Here is a 21,563-nt window from a genome sequence, read left to right on the forward strand (position 1 = left end):
GGACAGACAAGCGCCAGCCCCGGAAATAGTGGCGCCCGCTACTCCGCACGAGGTGCGAAGCAGCGGGCGTGGACGCGACGGGTTATTTGCCGCCCTCGGTGAGGGTTACCGGCTTGGCGGTGTAGCCACTGCCGGTCACATCGACATTCTGCGATTTCAGCAGGTCGAGAGCCTTGGTGGCGTATTCGGTGGTGTACGCATCGGCATCGGGATCCTTGGTGAGCACGGTCGCGCCCTCCTGATTGCGGGTGGTCTTCGCAATGGCGACGGTGCGGTCCCAGGCGGCCTTGTCCACCATGCCGATGCCGTTGGGCGAGGGCCAGATCAGCTTGTTCACCTCGGTGATCTGCCACTCCTGATGGCTCGCGCCGAGGGTGGAGCCGGCGGCGACGGTGATGTCCCGGCACTTGTCGACATTGTCGCGGCAGAAGGCCCAGCCCTTGAGCGAGGCGGCGATGAACTTCACCGTCTGGTCGGCGTACTTACTGTCCTTCAGCTTGTCGGTATTGGCCCAGATGGCGTCCTGCAGCATGCCCACGCCCTGGTCGTTCCAGTCGATGAGATTGAAATCGTCCGGGGTGTACAGCTTTCCGGTGGCCGGGTTCTTCACCTCAAGCAGCTGCGCGTACTCGTTGTACGACATCGCCTGTGCGGCATCGATATCGTGCGAGAGGAAGGCGTTCATATCGAACTGCTGCTGCACCAGCTTGACGTCCTTGGCCGGGTCCAGACCGGCCTTGGTCATCCCGGCGAAGAGCTCGAATTCATTGCCGTAGCCCCAGTTTCCGACCTTCTTACCGCGCAGATCGGCCGGGCCGCTGATCCCGGTCGTCTTGAAGGAGACCTGTTTGGTGCCCGAGCGCTGGTAGATCTGCGCCACATCGGTAATGCCCGCGCCGGCCTCCCGCGAGGCGAGGGCCTTCGGCACCCAGGCGATGGCGTAGTCGGCCTGCCCCTGCGCCAGCACGGTCTGCGGCACGATATCGGTTCCGCCGTCGAGGATATCGACGTCGAGGCCCTGCTCCTTGTAGAAGCCCTGGTCGACAGCGGCCAGATAGCCGGCGAACTGCCCCTGTTTGAACCACTGCAGCTGCAGCTTCACCTTGGTGAGGCCGTCGGAGGTGGTGCTGTCGGATGTACTGCACGCCGTCAGTGCTGCCAGGCCCAGCACCGCGGCCGCCAGACAGGCCCGGAAGCGGTATTTGTGTGTGGTACTTCTCATTTCGATCTCCAGAGGGTGGTGCGGGGTCGGCGAGTGAGCTGTTCGAGTACCAGCACGGCGGTCAGGAACAGCAGGCCCAGGATCATGGCGGCGGTGACATAGGCCGAGGCGCGGGGATAGGCGGTATTGGCGGCGGCGGAGGTGATACGACTGCCGAGTCCGTGCTGCAGGCCGCCGAAGTATTCGGCGATGATGGCCGCGATCACGGCGCCCGGCGCGGCAATCCGCAAACCGGTGAACAGGTGTGGCAGGGCGGCGGGCAGTCGGACGGTGCGGGTGATCTGCCACCCGGTGGCGGCGTACGCGGTCATGAGGTCGGACTGCACCTGCGGTACCTGGCGCAATCCCCGGACGGTGCTGACGAATACCGGGAAGAACACCACGATCGCGGCGACCAGCCGGCGCGGGAAATCGGTGGTCGTGGAGTACATGGAGTTCAGCAGCGGTGCGAGCGCCACGATCGGCACCGCCGCCGCGCCCGCCGAGAGCGCACCGAGCAGACCGCCGACCACGTCGAACCGGACCGCCAGCATGGCGGCGGCGATGCCGAGGAACGCGCCGACGAAAAGCCCGATGAGCGCATTGGTTCCGGTGGCCACGGCGGCCTTGGCGATGGCGTCGAAATTACTGGAGAAGGCCTCGGCGATCGCCGATGGCGAGGGCAACAGAAAGGACGGCACACCCGCCGCGACAGTGAGCAACTGCCAGAGTGCGAGCATGGTCACGCCGAAGAGCACCGGCGGCAGGCCGGTTCGGAGTATGCGGGTCACCGGATATCCCGTCCCGCAGTGGTGCTCGGCTCGGTGCCGTGCCCTTCATGCAGTGCGGCGCGCACGGCGGCGACCGCCGCGAAGAAGGCGTCGCTCGCGCGCACGTCGGTGTCGGCGTGCCGGTCCCAGCCGCCGGTTTCCAGCACCGCGGTGATGCGCCCGGGTCGCGGCGTCATGACCACCACCCGATCGGAGAGGAATACCGCCTCGGGAATGGAGTGCGTGACGAAAATGACCGCGGCCCCGGTCTCTTCGGCAATGCGCAGCAGCTCGCCCTGCATGCGCTCGCGGGTCATCTCGTCGAGTGCGCCGAAGGGTTCGTCCATGAGCAGCAGCGGCGGTTTGCGGGCCAGGGCGCGGGCAATGGCGACGCGCTGCTGCATACCGCCGGAGAGTTCGCCGGGATAGCGCCGGGCGAAATCGGTCAGGCCGGTGATCTCCAGCAGTTCCGCGCTGCGGGAACGGCGTTCCCGCTTGCCGATACCGTGCAATTGCAGCGGTAGTTCGACGTTTTCCTGCACGGTGCGCCAGTCCAGGAGTCCGGCCTGCTGGAAGGCGATGCCGTAGTCCTGGTCCAGTCGCGCCTGGCGGGCGGATTTGCCGTGCACCACAACGGTTCCCGAACTCGGCTGTTCCAAATCGGCGACAATGCGCAGCAGTGTCGACTTGCCGCAGCCGGAAGGTCCGATGAGAGAGACGAATTCACCGGCGGCGACCGTCAGACTCACCTCCCGCAACGCCGTGACCGCCCCCGCGGTGAAGATCTTGCCGACCGCGCTCAACTCCACGGCGGAGACGGAATCGGCTGGTGCGGGCGGCTCTTCGGCCACGGATGCTTCGACGGTCACTGGGTACCTCCTGAGGAACGGCCGCGGCTGTAGCGGCGCAGCGCGAACTCGGCCAGCCCGACCAGGGCGGTGAGCACCACGCCGAGCAGAGCTGCCGCGATGACCGCGGCATACAGCCGGGCGGCATTACCGGTGGACTGCTGGGAGAACACGATGATCTGGCGGCCGATACCACCGGCTGTGCCGGTGGAGATCTCGGCGACCACCGACCCGATCACCGCCGCGGCCGCGCCCAGTCGCAGGGCGGGCAGCAGATACGGCACGGAGGCGGGCAATCGCAGATGCAGCAGGGTGCGCCACCAGCCGGCCGCGCAGCTGTGCAGCAGTTCCACCGAAGCCTTGGACGGTGACTGCAAACCGCGCAGCATGCCGATGGCGACCGGGAAGAACACCAGGTAGGAGGCGATCACCACAATGCTCATCCAGGGCTGCCAGGGCTGGCCCGCGATATGGATGCGACCGCCCCAGCCCGCCACCAGCGGAGCGAGCGCGATCAGCGGAATCGTCTGGGAGACGATCACATACGGCAGCAGACCACGCTCCACCCACGCGAACCGCTGCATGAGCACGGCGAGCGCTATGCCCACCACGGTGCCCGCCACCAAGGCCAGCAGCGCCAGCCCGAAGGTGAACCCCGCCGTGTGCAGCAGGGTCGCGCCGACGGTGCGCTTACCGTCGCGCTCGCCGAGGACCGTGATCACCGCCCATACATGCGGCAGCGCGCCGTCGGAGGTGCGCGGCAGCACGCGGGTGCTGCCGAGGCTGACACCATTGGCGGGCACCAGATCCTTCACCAGTTCCCACGCGGCGAGCAGCAATACGAAGCCCGCCACGGGATAGCCCGCCGAACGCAGCAGCGCGGCCCCGCGGCTGCGGGCGGACCCCGCGAATTCCGAGCGCGGCGGCAGCACGGCCGCCGCGAGATCGAGTACCGGTTCGGGCGCCACCGTTGTCGAGTCGGTCATAGTCGCTCACCCGGTGCGCTCGAATGCCGTCGGCGGACGTCGCGGCGAGTGCACACACGCGGCGAATCACGCACCGCTGCTGTCGATCTCACAAAGTACTCACTGTCGCCGTGACGGGATGCGCGAGGCGCGGAAGCACCGATTCCCCGTATGCCTCGAGCGTCGAGGTCTTGGCATCATGCTGCAGGTAGACCGCGAACTGGTCGACGCCGAGCGCCTCCAGTTCGCGCAATCGCACCAGATGCTCATCCGGACTGCCGATCAGGCAGAACCGATCCACGATGGAGTCGGGCACGAAGTCGGCGTGCGTATTCCCGGCGCGCCCGTGCTGGTTGTAGTCGTAACCCTGACGGCCCGCGATGTATTCGGTGAGCGCCTCCGGAACCTCGCTGTCGGCGCCGTATCTGGCGACGATATCGGCGACGTGGTTGCCGACCATGCCGCCGAACCAACGACATTGCTCCCGTGCGTGTTTCAGCCCCGGCACCGTCCCGTCGGTGATGTAGGCGGGGGCGGCGACGCAGATGGTCACCTCCTTCGGGTCGCGTCCGGCGCGTTCGGCGGCAGCCCGGACCCGGGCGATGGTCCACGCGGTGATATCCGGATCTGCGAGCTGCAGGATGAAGCCGTCCGCCACCTCACCGGTGAGATCCAGTGCGCGCGGCCCGTATCCGGCCACCCACACCGGCAGTCGCGAGGACTGCGCCCACGGGAGCCGGACGGTGGTATCACCGATGGTGGCGGTGCGGCCATTGCCCAGTTCCCTGATCACCTCGATGGATTCGCGCAGCGTCGCCAGATTCGACGGCCGCCCGCCCAGCGTGCGCACGGCCGAATCCCCGCGCCCGATACCGCAGATGGTGCGATTGCCGAACATCTCGTTGAGCGTGGCGAAGGTCGAGGCGGTCACCGTCCAGTCCCGGGTGGCCGGATTGGTGACCATCGGCCCGACCACGACTTTGCGGGTGGTGGCCAGGATCTGGCTGTAGATCACATACGGCTCCTGCCACAGCAGATGCGAGTCGAAGGTCCACACGTGCGAGAAGCCGTGTGTCTCGGCGATTCTCGCCAGTTCCACGACCCGGGAGGCGGGCGGCGTGCATTGCAGAACCACTCCGATATCCATGCGGGCACCCTCCGTTCGAATCAGATGAGGTTCTGGGACAGTTCGCGTTTCACGAAGCGGCCGTGACCGGCCGTGCCCAGGTACTGCCCGGCATCGATGACGACCCGGCCCCGGGACAGCACCGTGTCCACATGCCCGTCGATCTCGAAGCCCTCGTAGGCCGAGTAGTCCATATTCATGTGATGGGTCTTGCCGAGCCCGATGCTGGTGTGCCCGTTCGGGTCGTAGATCACGATGTCGGCATCGGCACCCGGGCTGATGACGCCCTTGCGCGGATACATGCCGAACATGCGCGCGGGCGTCGTGCAGCACACCTCGACCCACTTCTCCAGGGAGATGCGGCCGTCCTTCACCCCCTGGAACATGAGATCCATCCGGTGTTCGACGCCGCCGATCCCATTGGGGATCTTGCTGAAATCGCCGACACCGAGGTCCTTTTGGCCCTTCATGCAGAAGGGGCAGTGGTCGGTGGCCACACTGGTGACGTCGCCGGTGCGGAGGTACCGCCACAGCTCGTCCTGATGCCCTTCCTCCCGCGATCGCAGCGGCGTCGAGCACACCCACTTCGCGCCCTCGAAACCCGGTGCGCCCAACTGCTCTTCGAGCGACAGGTACAGGTACTGCGGACAGGTTTCGCCGAAGACGTTCTGCCCCTTCCCCCGTGCGGTCGCGATCTGTTCGAGCGCCTGTTTGGCCGAGACGTGCACGACGTACAGCGGTGCACCGGTCACCTGCGCCAGCATGATGGCGCGATGCGTGGCCTCCTCCTCCAATTGCCAAGGCCGCGAGGTGCCGTGGAAGTAGGGCGAGGTATCACCGCGCTGGATCGACTGCTCCACGAGCACATCGATGGCAATGCCGTTCTCCGCGTGCATCATCAGCAGCGCCCCGAGGTCGCCGGCGCTCTGCATGGCGCGCAGGATCTGCCCGTCGTCGGAGTAGAAGACGCCCGGGTAGGCCATGAACAGCTTGAAGCTGGTGACGCCCTCGGACACCAATTCCGCCATGCCCTTGAGGGATTCGGCGTTCACGTCACCGATGATCTGATGGAATCCGTAGTCGACGGCGCATTTGCCCGCCGCCTTCTGATGCCACAGCGCCAGGGTGTCCTGCACGCGCTCGCCCGGCTTCTGGATGGCGAAGTCGACAATGGTGGTGGTGCCGCCCCACGCCGCGGCCCGGGTACCGGTCTCGAAGGTGTCCGAGGCCTCGGTGCCGCCGAACGGCATCTGCATATGCGTATGGCCGTCGACGCCACCCGGAATCACATACTTGCCGGTGGCGTCGATGACGGTATCGGCGGCAGCGGCGAGATCACTGCCGAGCGCCGTCGTGCCCGGTTGCACCACTGCCGCAATGGTTTCGCCGTCGACCAGTACGTCGAGCAACTGGGAACCGGTGGCGGACACCACCGTTCCGCCGTGAATGAAAGTAAGCATCAGGGGTTCACCAGCGGTCCGTAGGCGTCCGGACGGCGGTCGCGATAGAAGGCCCAGCGGTCGCGCACCACCTTGATCAGATCCATATCGAGATCGCGGACCACGAGTTCGGGACTGGTGTCCGAGGCGACCTCACCGACAAATTTGCCCTCCGGATCGACGAAGTAGCTGGTGCCGTAGAAGTCGTCGTCACCGAGCTCTTCGATGCCGACCCGGTTGATCGCCCCGATGTAGTACTCGTTGGCCACCGCCGAGGCGGGCTGCTCGAGCTTCCACAGATAACTCGACAGCCCGCGTGAGGTGGCCGAGGGATTGAAGACGATCTCCGCGCCCGCCAGGCCCAGCGCCCGCCAGCCCTCCGGGAAGTGCCGGTCGTAGCAGATGTAGACGCCGACCTTGCCGACCGCGGTATCGAACACCGGCCAGCCCAGATTGCCGGGCCGGAAGTAGAACTTCTCCCAGAAGCCGGTGACCTGGGGAATGTGGTGCTTGCGGTACTTGCCGAGGTAGGTGCCGTCGGCATCGATGACCGCGGCGGTGTTGTACAGCAGGCCGGACTGCTCCTGCTCGTACACCGGCAGCACCATCACCATGCCGAGTTCCCGCGCCAGCGCCGCGAACCGGTCTACCGTGGGACCGGGCACCGATTCCGCGTAGTCGTAGAACTTGGCGTCCTGGACCTGGCAGAAGTAGGGGCCGTAGAACAGCTCCTGGAAGCAGATCACCTTGGCTCCGGCCGCGGCGGCCTGCCGCGCATAGTCCTCATGCGCCTTGATCATGGATTCTTTGTCGCCGGTCCAGTTCGTCTGGACCAGCGCAGCTCGAACGATTGCCATACTTTGTGATACTGCACCCGAAACGAATTTCGTTGTGTTACAAGTTGACGGAAACAGTTTCGTGACCGTAAATCCTGGGGGCAGTGGCGGTCACTTCGTGTGCGCCGACGCAGAATGGCACTGTGACAACGGAACTCGGCCCGGCGACTGCCGACGGCGCATCCGGCGCCGCGGCGGCCCCCACGGGCCTGGCGGTCGCCGAGTTCCTGGCCGGAGTCCACGATCGCACCGCCGCCGGTATCGCCGCCGCCGTCAGCCACCGCATCCGCTCCGGGGCGCTCCCGCCCGGCACCCGCCTGCCCACCGTGCGCGAGGTGGCCCGCGCCCTCAAGGTCTCCCCCGCCACGGTCAATCAGGCCTGGCGGGCACTGGCCGGGGCCGGGGCCATCGTGGCGCGCGGGCGGGCGGGAACGTTCGTGGGCACGCCCCCGCCGCCGGTACCCCTCACCGCGGCGAGCCGGTATCAGCGGCTGCACTCGCAGTCCGATAAGAATTTCCGCATCGACCTCTCGCGCGGCATCCCCGACCCCGCGCTGCTGCCCGACCTCACCTCGGCCCTGCGGGTGCTGGGCGGTGACGACGCCATCGACGATCTATCAGCCACCTATCTCGGCGAGGCGGTCCTGCCCGAACTCGAGGCCACCGTACGCGCGGACTGGCCCATGCGCGCGGAACGCTTCACCGTCCTGGACGGCGCCCTCGACGCCGTGGACCGGCTGCTCGCCGCCCACGTCCGTCTCGGCGATGCGGTACTGGTCGAGAATCCGTGCTTCCCGCCCTTCCTCGACCTGCTCTCCCGGATCGGAGCCCGGGCGATCCCCGTCGGCATGGACGAATCCGGCCTGCTGCCCGGCGAACTCACCCTCGCCCTCGACCGCTACTCCCCCACGGCCCTGCTCCTGCAGCCGCGTGCCCAGAACCCCACCGGCGCTTCACTTTCCGCCCGCCGAGTACGCGAACTCACCGATATCCTCATCGACGCCGATCTGCTCATCGTCGAGGACGATCACTCCGACGGCATCGCGCATTCCCCGCTGCGCTCCCTCGGCAGCCGTCTCCCCCGCCAGGTCGTGCACGTCCGCTCGTACTCCAAATCCCACGGCGCCGACCTGCGCCTGGCGGTCGCCGGCGGTCCCGCCGAATTCCTCGACCCCCTCATCGAACGCCGCATGCTCGGCCCCGGCTGGACCAGCCGCCTGCTGCAACGCGTCCTGCTGCATATGCTCACCGACGAAACCGCGCGCACCACGGTCGCCACCGCCCGCACCACCTATCGCCTCCGCGCCGAAGCCCTCCGCAAATCCCTGGCCCGCCAAGGCATTACGGTTGCTCGCGGCGACGGCATCAACCTCTGGCTCCCGGTAGCCGACGAGAACGCCGCCATGATCTCCCTCGCCGCCGCAGGCATCAAAGCCGCCCCCAGCGGCCCCTTCGAGGTCACCGACCACCCCCGCACCGACCACCTCCGCCTCACCATCGCCGCCCTCCACGACGACGAAATCCCCTCCCTGGCACGGCATCTCGCCACCGCCGCCACCGCCGCCCCCACCTACCGCCGCATCCGCCGCGCCTGAAGACCGAGCGGCCACCCGCGGCGCCGGTCAATGCCGTGCGCGGCGGGCTATCGTGAATGCCACAGTGCCCGGCGCTCCCTGGGAGGCGACATGCTCGACTCGGCTCAGCTGATCGGTTTCGTGCCCACCACCGATATGGATCGGGCACAGGCTTTCTACTCCGGCGTCCTCGGCCTGACACTCACGGAGGTTTCCCCTTTCGCGTGCGTCTTCGACAGCGGCGGGACCATGCTGCGGGTCACCCGAGTCGATGACCTGACCCCACCACCGTTCACCGTCACGGGCTGGGCGGTCACCGACATCCACACCGCGGTGACGGACCTGACCGCCGCCGGAGTCACCTTCGAGCGGTTCGACGGCATGACCCAGGACGGCATCGGCGTATGGACCACCCCCGGCGGCGACTACGTCGCCTGGTTCAAGGACCCGGACGGCAACACGCTCTCGCTGACCCAGTTTCACTGACATCCGCCGCACAACGGGTGACCTGGATCACTTCTGGTGATCGGCCGGTCGTAACTCACGTAACAGCGGCTCAGTCGTAGGACGATTCTCTCCTCGAGGCAGAACATCAACGACGATCGATGGAGGGGTAGATGAATACGATCTTTCGAGGCGTTATCGGACTGGCCGCCACCGCCGCCGCAACGGGAACCCTGCTGGCCGCAGGCGCCGGCGTCGCCGCCGCGGACGACTGGCCGGTGCAGAACCCCAACAGTCCGGTAGAGGTGTACGAGGCCACCGGCTTCCTCACGCCGGACAATCCCGCGTATTGGAATCCGCTGGACGCGCGGCAGCGGCTGACCTCGCCCTACGGCAACAGCACGCGTGTGGTCTGCACCGCGTTCCACGGCGTCACCATGAGCTGCTGGCAGGCCGATCAGGACGGTAACCCGCACCAGCTCACCCGGCTGCCGTTCAATTTCCCCAATTTCACCGGATCGAGCGCCCCCGGCGGCGGGCCGAGCCACTTCGTCTACCCCGGCTTCATCCCCGGCATCAACTAGCGCCGCAAGCCCGCCACAGAACCGCACAGCACGCCCCGACTTCGAACAGCAGGTATATCTGCTGCGCGATGCCGCGGCGTGCTGTGCGGTTTTGAGTGCAGGCTGCGCTGTCCAACACGGGCTGCGCTGGACACGGGCTGCGCGGCTGGACACGGGCTGGGCGGCTGGACGCGGGCTGGGCGGCTGGACGCGGGCTGGGCGGCTGGACGCGGGCTGGGCGGTCAGGCGACCGCGAGGACTTCGTCGCGGGCCAGGAGGTCGGCGTAGAAACCGTTGTGCGCCAGCAGTTCCGCGTGTGTGCCGCGCTCGGCGATCCGGCCGTGATCGAGGACCGCGATCTGATCCGCATCGCGGATCGTGGAGAGCCGGTGGGCAATGGTGATGGTGGTCCGCCCGGCGGACAGGGCGTCGATGGCCTCCTGGACCTCGCGCTCGGTGCGGGTATCGAGGGCGCTGGTCGCCTCGTCCAGGACCAGGATCGGCGGATTGCGGAGGATGGTGCGCGCCACCGCGAGTCGCTGCTTCTCACCACCGGAGAACCGGTAGCCGCGCTCGCCGACCATGGTGTCGTAGCCGTCCGGCAGGCCGGAGATGTGGTCGTGGATCTGTGCTGCGCGGGCCGCGGCGTGCAATTCCTCGTCTGTCGCATCGGGTTTGGCGAAGCGCAGATTGTCCGCGACCGAGGCGTGCAGCAGGTAGGTCTCCTGGGAGACGACCCCGACCGTGGCCGACAGATCGGCGAAGCTCATGTCCCGCACATCGATTCCATCGATCGTGACACGACCGGAACCGACATCGTAGAGTCGGGCCGCCAGATATCCGAGTGTGGTCTTACCGGAACCGGTCTCACCGACCAGCGCCAGGCTGGTGCCGGCGGGGACGCTGATATCGATGTCCTCCAGCACCTTCCGATCGGCGTCGTAGGAGAAGCCGACCTGCTCGAAGCGCACCGCGCCGACCACTCCCCCGGCGGGCAGGACCGCGGGCTTGTCCGGCTCGGCGATATCGGGCCGCAGATCCAGGTATTCGAAGATCCGCCCGAACAGCGCCAGCGAGCTCTGCACTTCCACACCGGTGGAAAGCAATTGGACCGCGGGCCGCAACAGCCCGGACTGCAGGGTCGTGAAGGCGACCAGGGTGCCGATGGAGACGAGTTGATGTCCGGAGGCCGAGGTCAGACCGGCCGCCCAGTACACGATCGCGGGCATGGCCGCCATGACGATGGTGATGGTCGATTGCCGCCAGCGCCCGGCCATTCCGGAGCGGATCTCCAAATCCACCAGACCCCGCGATTCCCGGGCGAAGTCGGCGATCAGGGCGGGCGAGCGACCCATGGTGCGGCCCAGCAGGATTCCGCTCACCGACAGCGACTCCTCGACAATGGCCGACATTCCGGCCAGTTGCTTCTGCCGCTCACCGGTAATGCGCCGGCGCTCGGACCCGACGCGGCGACTGATCCACACGAAGAAGGGCAACATGACCAGCGAGACCACCGTCAGCCGCCAATCCAGGGCGATCATGGCGATGACGGCGGCGAGCACCGAGGTGAAGTTGGCGATCAGCGAGGTCGCGGTCGAGGTGACCGTCGACTGCATACCGCCGATGTCATTGGCAATGCGCGACTGCACCTCACCGGTGCGGGTCGTAGTGAAGAACGAAAGCGGCATCGACTGCAACCGCGCATAGACCGCAGTGCGCAGATCATGCATGACCGACTGCCCGACCGCGGTCGACAGATAGGTCTGCCAGACGCCGAACACAGCGGTCAGCGTCGTGACGGCGATCATGCCGAGGGCCAGCAGCGTCAGCAGCCCGGTGCGGCCGTGCGGAAGCGCGTCATCCAGGACCGCGCGCAACATGAACGGCGAGGCCAGGCCGACGATGGACGACAGCGCGACCAGCACGCCGACCAGCGCGAGCCGGGAACGATAGGGATGGAACAACCGGAGTATCCGGCGAAGTTCGGATCGGGCAGCCATAGGCGCCTCCTTCCAGCGGAACTTCCCCTCATAACTGAGCTTGACTCACAATTATTCCATACAACTGTGAGCTATGCTCAGCATTATGGAGAAAGCATCCGACAGCGACCTCCCCGACCTGTTCCTGCGCACCGCCAAACGCATCCGGCACGCCCAACTGGCCGACCTCGCCCCCCTCGGCCTCACCCCAGGTCAGGGCCGTGCCCTGCGCATCCTGGACCGGGCCGGCGAACCCCTGCGCATGTCCGCCCTCGCCGAACGCCTCGGCATAGTCCCCCGCTCCGCCACCACCGTCGTCGACACCCTCGAAGCGGCCGGAATGGTCACCCGCGCCACCGACCCGGCCAACCGCCGCGCCACCCTGGTCTCCCTGACCGACGCGGGCCGCGACGCTCTGACCCACATGTCCGACGCCCGCCGCCGCGCCGCCCGCGACCTGTTCGCCAGCCTCCCCCCGGACCGCCGGGAAACGCTGCGCGAGATCCTGGCCGAACTCGACACAGGAGCCTAGGACACGCGAAAGGGCCGCGCTTCCAACGGAAGCGCGGCCCTGACTGTTCGCGAAGAAGAAACTGGCGGTTCTACAGGTACTGGCCGGTGTTCGACTCGGTGTCGATCGCGCGGCTGGCACTGGCGTTCTTGCCGGTCACCAACGTGCGGATGTATACGATCCGCTCGCCCTTCTTACCCGAAATACGAGCCCAGTCATCAGGATTCGTGGTGTTGGGCAGGTCCTCGTTCTCGGCGAACTCATCCACGATGGAGTCGTAGAGGTGCTGAATCCGCAGACCGGGGGTACCGGTGTCGAGGACGGACTTGATGGCGTACTTCTTGGAGCGGTCCACGATGTTCTGAATCATGGCGCCGGAGTTGAAGTCCTTGAAGTACAGGACCTCCTTGTCACCATTGGCGTAGGTGACCTCCAGGAAGCGGTTGTCCTCGCTTTCCGCGTACATGCGCTCCACGACGTGTTCGATCATGGACTTCACGCACTTGTCGCGCTCGCCGTTGAACTCGGCGAGATCGTCGGCATGCAGGGGAAGCGTCGAGGTCAGGTACTTCGAGAAGATGTCCTGTGCCGCTTCGGCATCCGGCCGCTCGATCTTGATCTTCACGTCCAGGCGGCCGGGCCGCAGGATGGCCGGGTCGATCATGTCCTCGCGGTTGGAGGCGCCGATGACGATGACGTTCTCCAGGCCCTCGACACCGTCGATCTCCGACAGCAGCTGGGGCACAACGGTGGTCTCCACATCCGAGGAGACACCGCTGCCGCGGGTACGGAAGATCGAGTCCATCTCATCGAAGAACACGATCACGGGGGTGCCCTCGGAGGCCTTCTCACGCGCCCGCTGGAAGATGATCCGAATATGCCGTTCGGTCTCACCCACGAACTTGTTGAGCAGCTCGGGACCCTTGATGTTCAGGAAGAACGATTTGGCTTCCTTGGCATCCTGACCGCGCGCCTCGGCAATCTTCTTGGCGAGGGAGTTGGCAACGGCCTTGGCGATCAACGTTTTACCGCAACCGGGCGGGCCGTAGAGCAGCACACCCTTCGGGGGACGCAGCGCGTACTCCCGGAACAGATCCTTGTGCAGGAAGGGCAGTTCCACCGCATCGCGGATCTGCTCGATCTGCCGACCCAGGCCACCGATATCGTGGTAGTCGACGTCCGGCACTTCCTCCAGCACGAGATCTTCGACCTCTGCCTTGGGAATTCGCTCGTAGGCGAAGCCGGCCTTGGTATCGACCAGCAGCGAATCACCCGGCCGCAGTTTGCGAATGGGGCGATCCGGATCATCGAGATTGTCGGCTTCGGCGAGTTCGGACAGCGGCCCGGACAGCCACACCACCCGTTCCTCGTCGGCATGGCCGACCACCAGTGCTCGACGGCCGTCGTCGAGAATCTCGCGCAGCGTGCCAAGTTCGCCGATTTTATCGAAAGGACCAGCCTCGACCACGGTCAGCGCTTCATTGAGACGCACGGACTGGCCGTAGATGAGAGTGGTGGTGTCGATATTCGGCGAGCACGTCAGGCGCATCTTGCGTCCTGAGGTGAACACGTCGACCGTCTGATCCTCGTAGACACCAAGCAGGACACCGTAACCGCTCGGTGGCTGACCGAGACGGTCCACTTCCTCGCGGAGAGCGACAAGTTGCTGCCGCGCTTCCTTGAGGGTGTCCATCAGTTTGGTGTTGCGAATTGTCAGCGAATCAACGCGCGCTTCCAATTCCCGTGAGTGATCCGGCGAGTCGGCGAGTTGCCTCCGGAGTGCAGCCGCCTCGGCACGGACGGCTTCGAGTTCCCTCCAGGCCGCCGAGTCCGAATGTTCGTTGGGGCTCATAATGCTGCTCCTCCCAGTCCCGGTCTATTAACGCTACCGGGCAATACTCGTTCTCGCTTTCCGACATGGTTTCGTCGTGATCACATCTAGGCTGCGGCTGACGACCCGAGCGGACATGTTAGCCTGCCCTAACATGTTTCCGGCGAGTTAATCGCCGGCCGAGCCGAAAGGGTGCCGTCGATGCTCCTTCCCACCAGCCGGACTCCTCGTATGCGTAACGCCACGAGGACGCTTCGTGTTTCCGTGGCTACCGTTGCGGCGGCTGTCGCCGTTACCGCCACTCTGGCGGGCTGCGGCTCCGATGACAAGAATTCCGCCACTGCCACCTCGACCGCGTCGACCAGTGCCGCCGTCGTGGCCACCGCGCCCGCGCCGACCGCGGACCAGCTCCAGGCCGTGCTGACCGCCTTCGCCGATCCCGCGAAGCCCGCCGCCGACAAGGCGAAACTGGTGGTCGACGGGGATAAGCGAATTCCACTGATCGAGACCATGAATCAGGGTCTGGCGAACTACGCGGTGACCTTCACCGTCGGTGAGATCAAGACCAGTGGCAACCAGGCCGACGCCAAGGTGACGGTCGGTTCCCCGCACGGCAGCATGCCGGATGTGCCGATGAGCTTCCAGTACGTGGACGGCTCCTGGAAGCTCGCCGACTCCGGCGCGTGCACCATCCTCGGCATGGCCCGCGCCGCCTGCCAGCCCTGATCGCCCCGGGCGATCGAAGCCGTTCCGGCTGAGCCGAATTCGCACGTGCCCCCTTCCGCCCGGGAAGGGGGCACGTCGTCGACTACGGCCGCGCGGCCCTCAGCCCTTCGAGGGCCGTCGCTGCGGCTTGGGCGCCATCGCACCCTCGGCGAGGCGGCGAGCGCTCACCAGGAAGGCCGTATGGCCCTGCATACGGTGCTCTGGGCGCACGGCCAGCCCGACCACATGCCAGCCGCGCACGATCGATTCCCAGGCGCGGGGTTCGGTCCAGCATTCCTGCCGGCGCAGATGCTCGACGACCTCGGACATCTGGGTGGTGGTGGCGACGTAGACCATGAGCACGCCGCCGGGCACCAGCGCCTTGGAGACCGCGTCCAGGGTGTCCCACGGCTTGAGCATGTCCAGAATGATCCGGTCCACCTGCTCACCGGAGTATTCGGCGACATCGCCGAGGGTCAGCTCCCAGTTGTCCGGGCGTTCGCCGAAGAAGCGCTCGACATTGCGCACCGCGTGCTCGGCGTGGTCCTCGCGGATCTCCCAGGAGATGACCTTGCCCTCGGGGCCGACCGCGCGCAGCAGTGAGCAGGTGAGCGCGCCCGAGCCCGCACCGGCCTCGAGCACCTTCGCACCGGGGAACACATCACCCTCGTGCACGATCTGCGCGGCGTCCTTGGGGTAGATGACCGCCGCGCCGCGCGGCATGGACAGCACGTAGTCGGTCAGCAGCGGTCGCAGCGCGAGGTAGGGGGTGCCCTTCACGGAATTGATCACGGAGCCCTCGTCGGCGCCGATCAGTTCGTCGTGGGCGATCTGGCCGGCGTGGGTGTGGAAGGAACCACCCTCCTCCAGGATCACCGTGAACTTGCGCCCCTTGGCGTCGGACAGCTGTACCCGGTCACCGATCTGGAAGGGCCCGGTCCGTCTGGCCGTCATGAATCTCCGTTCGCTCTGTGCTGTCGCTTCGCTCTGTGATGTCGCTGCGATTTTGCTGCGTGGATGTCGTTCACACCTTGTCGGTGTGTGCGTTTAGCCTGCCAGGTATGTCGGTACCCGCGATCACTACCCCGGACTCCGCGGGCGCTACGCCGCGCAGGCTCGCACTCTCGCCTTCGCGCGCAATGGATTTCAAACAGTGCCCCCTGAAGTATCGACTCCGCGCCATCGACCGGATTCCGGAGCAGCCCTCCCGGGTCGCGGTGCGCGGGACGCTCGTGCACGCGGTGCTGGAAGCACTGTTCGGGCTCCCCGCCGCCGAGCGCGATATCGCGCATGCGGCGGAGCTGATCCCACCCGCGTGGACCCATGTCCTCGAGTCCAGACCCGAGGCCGTCGACCTGATTGCCGAAGATGAGCTGGACATCTTTCTCGCCGAGGCCTACGACCTGATGCAGGCGTACTTCCACCTCGAGGATCCGACCGCGTTCGATCCGCAGTCACTCGAGGCGTTCATCGAAACCGAACTCCCCGACGGCACGCCGCTGCGTGGTTTCGTCGACCGGATCGATCGCTCGCCGACCGGTCAACTGCACGTCATCGACTACAAAACCGGCCGCTCCCCCGCCCCCGACCGCGAGACGCGCGCCCTGTTCCAGCTCAAGTTCTACGCCCTGGTCCTCATGCGCACCCTCGGTTCCGCCCCCGCGCAATTACGACTGATGTACCTGGCCGATGAGCAGATTCTCACCTACGAGCCCGATGCCGATGAGTTGCTACGTTTCGAACGCATACTCTCCGCCCTCTGGGTGGCCATCGACTCGGCCGCGAAAACCGGCGACTTCCCACCCACCAGATCCTGGCTGTGCATGTACTGCGAATACAAACCCCTCTGCCCCGAATTCGGCGGCACCCCACCGCCTTTCCCGACACCGGACCAGGCCGTCGATGCCCTCACCCCGGCGCAGCCGGCCGCGGTCCCGACACCGGACCAGGCGGCGGAACTGGACCTCTAGGGACGATTCGAGCCCGCTGCACAGTGGCAACGGGCTCGAATCGTGTTGAGTCTCAGGCTCAGAAGGCGCGGCAGGACCGGATATCGGTGGCGAGAATGGCTTTCGCGCCGAGGTCGGCCAGCTTGTCCATGAGCACATTGCCGCTCTTGCGCGGGACGAGCGCGCGCACGGCGACCCAGTCGGGATCGGTGAGCGGGGAGACGGTGGGCGACTCCAGGCCCGGGGTGATCTCGACCGCGGCGTCCAGCAGCGATTTGGGGCAGTCGTAGTCGAGCATCAGGTACTGCTGGGCGAAGACCACACCCTGGATGCGGGCGACCAGCTGATTGCGGGCCTTGTCACGCTGATCGGCGCCCTTGGCCTCGATGAGCACACCCTCGGAGTCGCACAGCGATTCACCGAAGGCGACCAGATTGTGCTGCCGCAGTGTGCGACCGGAGCCGACCACATCGGCGATGGCATCGGCCACGCCGAGCTGGATGGAGATCTCGACCGCACCGTCGAGGCGAATGACCTCGGCCTCGATGCCGCGGACCGCGAGGTCCGCGAGCACCAGATTCGGGTACGAGGTGGCAATGCGCTTGTCGTAGAGGTCCTCGACCTTCCACTCCTGCCCGGCGGGCGCGGCATAGCGGAAGGTGGAGGCGCCGAAGCCGAGTGCGAGGCGTTCCTGCACGCGCGCACCGGAATCGAGCGCCAGGTCGCGACCGGTGATGCCGAGGTCGAGCTCGCCGGAGCCGACGTAGATGGCAATGTCCTTGGGGCGCAGGAAGAAGAACTCGACCTGGTTGATCGGGTCGAGCACGGTCAGATCGCGCGAATCCTTGCGGCCGCGGTATCCGGCCTCGCCGAGGATGGCGACGGCCATCTCCGAGAGCGAGCCTTTATTTGGGACGGCGACGCGAAGCATAGATGTTCCTTTCGGGACGGGTGGCGGGACGTGAAGACAGTGGACGCGGGGTCATCGGCCGCACGGGCTGTGCGGTGAAGCGGCGCATCACAGATGTCGGTACACGTCTTCGAGCCGCAAGCCGCGGCCCACCATCAGCACCTGAACCCAATAGAGCAGCTGGGAGATCTCCTCCGACAGCGACTCATCACTCTCATGCTCGGCGGCCAGCCACACTTCACCGGCCTCTTCCAGTACCTTCTTGCCCTGCGCATGGACACCGGCATCCAAGGCGGCGACGGTGCCGGACCCCTCGGGTCGGGTGACAGCACGATCCTGCAGCTCGGCGAACAGGGCTTCGAAAGATTTCACGGTGAGTCATTGTCGCAGACCGTCCCGGTGAAACCGTGCTCAGCCCATGGCAAAGCGCAGCAGCGCCTGCATATCGCCCTGCTTGACCTTGCCCTTGCGATCGAGGACCTGCAATTGCCAGGTCTGACCGGCGCGAACGGCGCGGGCGATGGCATTGGCGTTCTCGGCGCCGAGCAGCGAGGGCCAGACGTCGGCAACCTGCTGGCTGCTGCCGCCGGTGGCGTCGTAGATCTTGAAGGAGACGTTGTTGGCGCGTTCGAAGGAGCTGCCCTTCTTGAACGCGGCGGCCACGAAGACGATCTGATCGATGACGGGCGGGATATCGGCGAAGGTCACGTGCACGGTCTCATCGTCTCCGGAGGCCGCGCCGGTCTGCTCGTCGCCGGTGTGCAGGACCGAGCCGTTGCCCAGCGGGTCGAGGGAGTCCAGTCCGGCGAAGCGCACCGGATCGCCGCCCTGCACGAGCACGGCGATGAGGTCCAGGTCGACTCCGCGCTTGCGGCGCGCAATACCGAGCAGTCCGCCACTGGTGCCCGAGGAGGGATCCCAGCTCACTCCGACGCTCATCTTGGTGATGCCGCCGAGATCTGCTGCGTCGTCTTCTTTCCGAAGCGTAATCACAACGGCCACAGTACAGACAAATCGGACATCGCTGCCGGGGGCCGAATCCCGCGATACCGGTGTAACTCACACCACTGCCGCGCCTGTAACTCGGGCCGCCATCGTGCCGATAAGAATTGCAGGACAGTAGCTATCAGATGTCGGCTACCAGATCTTCGCCCCGCAACCACGGGCGAGACAGACGGGTCCGGGGCGATCAGCCCCGGCACCGAGAACGGCCTTACCGGACATTGCCCGTCCGGGAAGGCCGTTCTTCCATTCAGGACCGGAGCAGCGTCTCCAGTTCGGCTGCGGCCGTGCGCAATTGCCCCGCGAAGGTGTGCATCTCCTGCGCCACCGATTTCGGGGTGGCCAGGTAGAGGTTCCAGCGATCGGGCAGCAGCACGTAGGCGATGCCGATGCACTTCTGGCTGGTGGAGCCGAAACCGAAGTACTGGATATTCACCGACGGTGCGGAGCTGGTGCTCAGATAGTCGTCGCGGGAGATGATCCAGCCCGGACTGTCGTAGAACGCCATCGGTGCGGTCGCACCGAGTTCCGCCCCGCGGCGGCGCTGGCGCAATTGCAGTTCCCACAGGTGCTGCTCGGGAGCCTGACCGCGCTGGCACTCCTGCGCCCGCCGCACATGCGCCTCGGCGGCGGTCCGGGCGGCGGCGCGCTTACCGTCGGTATCGACGGCCGGATCCACCATGGCCGCAACAAAATCCAGCACCTCCTGGGTCACCACGCGCATGGCCTCGGTGCGACCATTACGGTACTGACGGGTGGCGATGGATTCGTAGGTCGCGCCGGTGAGTCCCTTGCTACGCCGGTGGGCGAGCTGATAACTCAACTGCGCGAAGGCATCCGGGGAGATGCCGAGCTTCTTGATCTGGCTGGTGCCGAAGTCGAACGACACCGTGGAGGTGGCATTGTCCGCCGCGTACTGCGCGAAAGCGGCTGCGGCGGAGGCCACCTCGGCCTGTTGAGCTGCATCGAACACGAATTCTACCGGCTCGATGGCCGGCAGACCCTGCGGCTGCGCTCCGGCCTGCGCGGCATGGTCGGCCACCGGGGTTTCCAGCAGCGTGTCCACGAAGGACAGGATGGTGGTGCCGTCCAGCCCGCAGTGCTCGATATTGATGCCGGCCTGCCCGTCGGCGAAGACGACGAACGACACCGCCTTGTCGAACCAGCGATTGCCGCTGTCCCCGTGCAGCAGTTGGTCACACGCGTGCAGGGTGTCGCGCGGGGTGAAATCCTCCAGGCAGAGACAGAACAGCGCGGTTTCGATGGTCTCGAAGGGCGCGGCATTGGCGGGCAGCAGCTGCGCGCGCACCGGCGCCCAGTCCTCGCGCGCCAGCGTGGTGAGGTGCCCGGCCGAGGTATTGGTCGGCGCGCGCCGCGCCCCGGCCTTCATCACCGCGTGCAGTCCGGCGCCCAGGTCCTCGGGCGTGTACGGGACGCCGTCGGGACCGAGGGCATCCATGCGGAACATATTGCCGCGGTAGAAGACAATGATGTGCCGCGCCTGCGAGTGCCCGGGCCATTCGGCGCTGTAGGGCACCCGCACGGCGTCCTGCGGATCGCCGGGGATGCGGGTCTCGGAGAACAGGAACTTGTTCTGCGCCATATTGAGCTGCTGCCCGCGCTGGGTGACCGGCGGAATCTCCTCCGCGTCCAGCCGCAGCTTGTAGTTCACGGCGGCGGCGACCAGTGCGGCGGCCCGTTCGGCCTGCCCGGCGGTGGTGGAGGCGGCCAGCACCGTGTCCTCGCGGAACAGGAAGAAGAAGTTGGCGTTCAACGCGATTCGGTCACGCCGGCCCAGATAGCGGGCAGGCCAGAATTCGTCCAGCCAGCTGCCGGTCTCCGGTTCGGCGTCGAATCGCTGTAGATCCGCGTGCAGGACGCGGGCCGGGCTGTCGGGGCGCAGCAGAACCTCGACGGCGGCCGCCGTGGCGGCGTACTCGTCGCTGGAAAGCAGCGGCGCACACCAGTGCAGAAACCGCGTGCAGCTCTCTTCGAGAGTCGGCAGCGGCACTTTCGGCAACTGGTCGTCGTGGGCGAAGGTCCGTTCGCTCAATGCGTGTCCTCGTGGTCGATGGATAGGTTCGGGGACGGTCGGGACAGGTAGAGCTGTGCGTAGAGCCAGCCCTCGGATTCGTAACCGAGGGTGTCGATGCCATTGGCCTCGAGCGCGCCGCACACCTGCGCCTGCTCCTCCGGCGACGCGAAGCGCCGCTGCTTGAAGGCGCCCGGCGCGCGTTCGGTGCGGTAACCGAGCGCGGCCAGATGTGCGGCAATGGGTTCGAACGAGAACATGCGCAGCACGAAATGCGCCATCCAGGGCAGCTTTCCACCGTGCGCCCGGGCCACGCGCAGCAGGGTGCGTTCGGTGACGTAGCCGACGCAGCCGGTGGAGATGACCAGGTCCGCGGTGGCCAGGGTGCGGCGCTGGGCCTCGGTGGGATCGGCGCTCTCCAGATCCGCGTGCACGGTGGCGTGCAGGAATCCGGCGGTGCGGGCGTAATCGAGTGCGGGACTGGAGGCGTCCATGCCGAGGAAGCGCACACCGGACAGCAGGTCGTGCTCGATCAGCAGACTGCGATCGGCGGCGACGAGATCGGCGGCCGCGATACTCGGATCCCGGTACCGCGCAGCCAGTTCCGTCATGCCCATATCCAGGCGCAGCAGCGCCGCGTTCACGCCGTACGAGCAGCCGATATCGAGCACCGTGGGCGTGGCGATGCCGGTGGCGGCGCGATGGTCCGCGATGAGCTGCTCGAAGTGTGGTTTGGCCAGTTCCGGTATCCGGTAGTCCAATTCGGACATGCGGGCGTAGTACGCACGGGGATCGGGACGGTCGTAGATATCGTCGAACGACGCTTTCCCGGTGCTGTGCAACACGGTGCTGTTTGCCGGAGCGGGCACGAGCGGTCC

Annotated in this window: 21 protein-coding genes; 6 read left to right on the forward strand and 15 right to left on the reverse strand. The window is 66.5% G+C overall.

Annotated elements, in window-relative coordinates:
• Positions 1–82: 82 nt before the first annotated feature.
• From OG326_RS26730 to OG326_RS26760, 7 genes are all read right to left on the reverse strand, one after another.
• Positions 83–1,222, reverse strand: a complete 1,140-nt coding sequence (locus OG326_RS26730; protein WP_327139873.1) for an ABC transporter substrate-binding protein — start codon at positions 1,220–1,222, stop codon at positions 83–85.
• Entirely contained in the window at positions 1,219–1,992 is a 774-nt protein-coding gene (locus OG326_RS26735) for an ABC transporter permease (RefSeq protein WP_327139874.1), read from the reverse strand. The genes OG326_RS26730 and OG326_RS26735 overlap by 4 nt, the downstream gene beginning before the upstream one ends.
• A complete protein-coding gene (locus OG326_RS26740; protein ID WP_327139875.1) occupies positions 1,989–2,840 on the reverse strand; it encodes an ABC transporter ATP-binding protein in 852 nt (283 codons plus the stop codon). Before OG326_RS26740 ends, OG326_RS26735 begins: the two co-directional genes overlap by 4 nt.
• Positions 2,837–3,805 carry an ABC transporter permease gene (locus OG326_RS26745; protein WP_327139876.1) on the reverse strand — a complete coding sequence of 323 codons (969 nt, stop codon included), beginning with the start codon at positions 3,803–3,805 and terminating at the stop codon, positions 2,837–2,839. The genes OG326_RS26740 and OG326_RS26745 overlap by 4 nt, the downstream gene beginning before the upstream one ends.
• 88 nt (positions 3,806–3,893) lie before the next feature.
• Entirely contained in the window at positions 3,894–4,931 is a 1,038-nt protein-coding gene (locus OG326_RS26750; RefSeq protein ID WP_327139877.1) for a TIGR03842 family LLM class F420-dependent oxidoreductase, read from the reverse strand.
• A gap of 20 nt (positions 4,932–4,951) precedes the next feature.
• Positions 4,952–6,370, reverse strand: coding sequence for a dihydropyrimidinase (gene hydA / locus OG326_RS26755; protein ID WP_442790831.1), 1,419 nt, complete (start codon positions 6,368–6,370; stop codon positions 4,952–4,954).
• Positions 6,370–7,206 carry a nitrilase-related carbon-nitrogen hydrolase gene (locus OG326_RS26760; protein ID WP_327139878.1) on the reverse strand — a complete coding sequence of 279 codons (837 nt, stop codon included), beginning with the start codon at positions 7,204–7,206 and terminating at the stop codon, positions 6,370–6,372. The genes hydA and OG326_RS26760 overlap by 1 nt, the downstream gene beginning before the upstream one ends.
• Positions 7,207–7,328: 122 nt before the next feature.
• Here OG326_RS26760 and OG326_RS26765 point away from each other — a divergent pair, with 122 nt between their 5' ends.
• From OG326_RS26765 to OG326_RS26775, 3 genes are all read left to right on the forward strand, one after another.
• On the forward strand, positions 7,329–8,780 hold the full coding sequence (locus tag OG326_RS26765; RefSeq protein WP_327139879.1) for an aminotransferase-like domain-containing protein: 1,452 nt from the start codon (positions 7,329–7,331) through the stop codon (positions 8,778–8,780).
• A gap of 90 nt (positions 8,781–8,870) precedes the next feature.
• On the forward strand, positions 8,871–9,245 hold the full coding sequence (locus OG326_RS26770; RefSeq protein WP_327139880.1) for a VOC family protein: 375 nt from the start codon (positions 8,871–8,873) through the stop codon (positions 9,243–9,245).
• Positions 9,246–9,376: 131 nt separating this feature from the next.
• Positions 9,377–9,787 (forward strand): hypothetical protein, encoded by a 411-nt coding sequence (locus tag OG326_RS26775; RefSeq protein ID WP_327139881.1) that lies wholly within the window; start codon positions 9,377–9,379, stop codon positions 9,785–9,787.
• A 221-nt stretch (positions 9,788–10,008) separates the two neighbouring features.
• Here OG326_RS26775 and OG326_RS26780 read toward each other — a convergent pair whose 3' ends face one another.
• Positions 10,009–11,766 carry an ABC transporter ATP-binding protein gene (locus OG326_RS26780; protein ID WP_327139882.1) on the reverse strand — a complete coding sequence of 586 codons (1,758 nt, stop codon included), beginning with the start codon at positions 11,764–11,766 and terminating at the stop codon, positions 10,009–10,011.
• A gap of 85 nt (positions 11,767–11,851) precedes the next feature.
• Here OG326_RS26780 and OG326_RS26785 point away from each other — a divergent pair, with 85 nt between their 5' ends.
• Positions 11,852–12,277: a MarR family winged helix-turn-helix transcriptional regulator gene (locus OG326_RS26785; RefSeq protein WP_327139883.1), complete on the forward strand. Its 426-nt coding sequence runs from the start codon at positions 11,852–11,854 to the stop codon at positions 12,275–12,277.
• Positions 12,278–12,347: 70 nt separating this feature from the next.
• Here OG326_RS26785 and arc read toward each other — a convergent pair whose 3' ends face one another.
• Positions 12,348–14,108 (reverse strand): proteasome ATPase, encoded by a 1,761-nt coding sequence (arc, locus tag OG326_RS26790; RefSeq protein WP_327139884.1) that lies wholly within the window; start codon positions 14,106–14,108, stop codon positions 12,348–12,350.
• A gap of 243 nt (positions 14,109–14,351) precedes the next feature.
• Here arc and OG326_RS26795 point away from each other — a divergent pair, with 243 nt between their 5' ends.
• A complete protein-coding gene (locus OG326_RS26795; RefSeq protein ID WP_327139885.1) occupies positions 14,352–14,813 on the forward strand; it encodes a hypothetical protein in 462 nt (153 codons plus the stop codon).
• 99 nt (positions 14,814–14,912) lie between these two features.
• On the opposite strand, the gene OG326_RS26800 is transcribed toward OG326_RS26795, so the two are convergent.
• On the reverse strand, positions 14,913–15,746 hold the full coding sequence (locus tag OG326_RS26800) for a tRNA (adenine-N1)-methyltransferase (protein ID WP_327139886.1): 834 nt from the start codon (positions 15,744–15,746) through the stop codon (positions 14,913–14,915).
• Positions 15,747–15,853: 107 nt separating this feature from the next.
• Here OG326_RS26800 and OG326_RS26805 point away from each other — a divergent pair, with 107 nt between their 5' ends.
• A complete protein-coding gene (locus tag OG326_RS26805) occupies positions 15,854–16,762 on the forward strand; it encodes a RecB family exonuclease (RefSeq protein WP_327139887.1) in 909 nt (302 codons plus the stop codon).
• Positions 16,763–16,820: 58 nt separating this feature from the next.
• Here OG326_RS26805 and hisG read toward each other — a convergent pair whose 3' ends face one another.
• From hisG to OG326_RS26830, 5 genes are all read right to left on the reverse strand, one after another.
• Positions 16,821–17,672 carry an ATP phosphoribosyltransferase gene (hisG, locus tag OG326_RS26810; protein ID WP_327139888.1) on the reverse strand — a complete coding sequence of 284 codons (852 nt, stop codon included), beginning with the start codon at positions 17,670–17,672 and terminating at the stop codon, positions 16,821–16,823.
• Positions 17,673–17,759: 87 nt separating this feature from the next.
• On the reverse strand, positions 17,760–18,023 hold the full coding sequence (locus OG326_RS26815; RefSeq protein ID WP_327139889.1) for a phosphoribosyl-ATP diphosphatase: 264 nt from the start codon (positions 18,021–18,023) through the stop codon (positions 17,760–17,762).
• A 39-nt stretch (positions 18,024–18,062) separates the two neighbouring features.
• Positions 18,063–18,644: a TerD family protein gene (locus tag OG326_RS26820; protein ID WP_327139890.1), complete on the reverse strand. Its 582-nt coding sequence runs from the start codon at positions 18,642–18,644 to the stop codon at positions 18,063–18,065.
• Positions 18,645–18,903: 259 nt separating this feature from the next.
• Positions 18,904–20,706 carry a choline/carnitine O-acyltransferase gene (locus tag OG326_RS26825; protein ID WP_327139892.1) on the reverse strand — a complete coding sequence of 601 codons (1,803 nt, stop codon included), beginning with the start codon at positions 20,704–20,706 and terminating at the stop codon, positions 18,904–18,906.
• Positions 20,703–21,554, reverse strand: coding sequence for a class I SAM-dependent methyltransferase (locus tag OG326_RS26830; RefSeq protein ID WP_327139893.1), 852 nt, complete (start codon positions 21,552–21,554; stop codon positions 20,703–20,705). Before OG326_RS26830 ends, OG326_RS26825 begins: the two co-directional genes overlap by 4 nt.
• Positions 21,555–21,563: the final 9 nt, after the last annotated feature.

Source organism: Nocardia sp. NBC_01327 (genome assembly GCF_035958815.1).
Taxonomy (GTDB): Bacteria; Actinomycetota; Actinomycetes; order Mycobacteriales; family Mycobacteriaceae; genus Nocardia.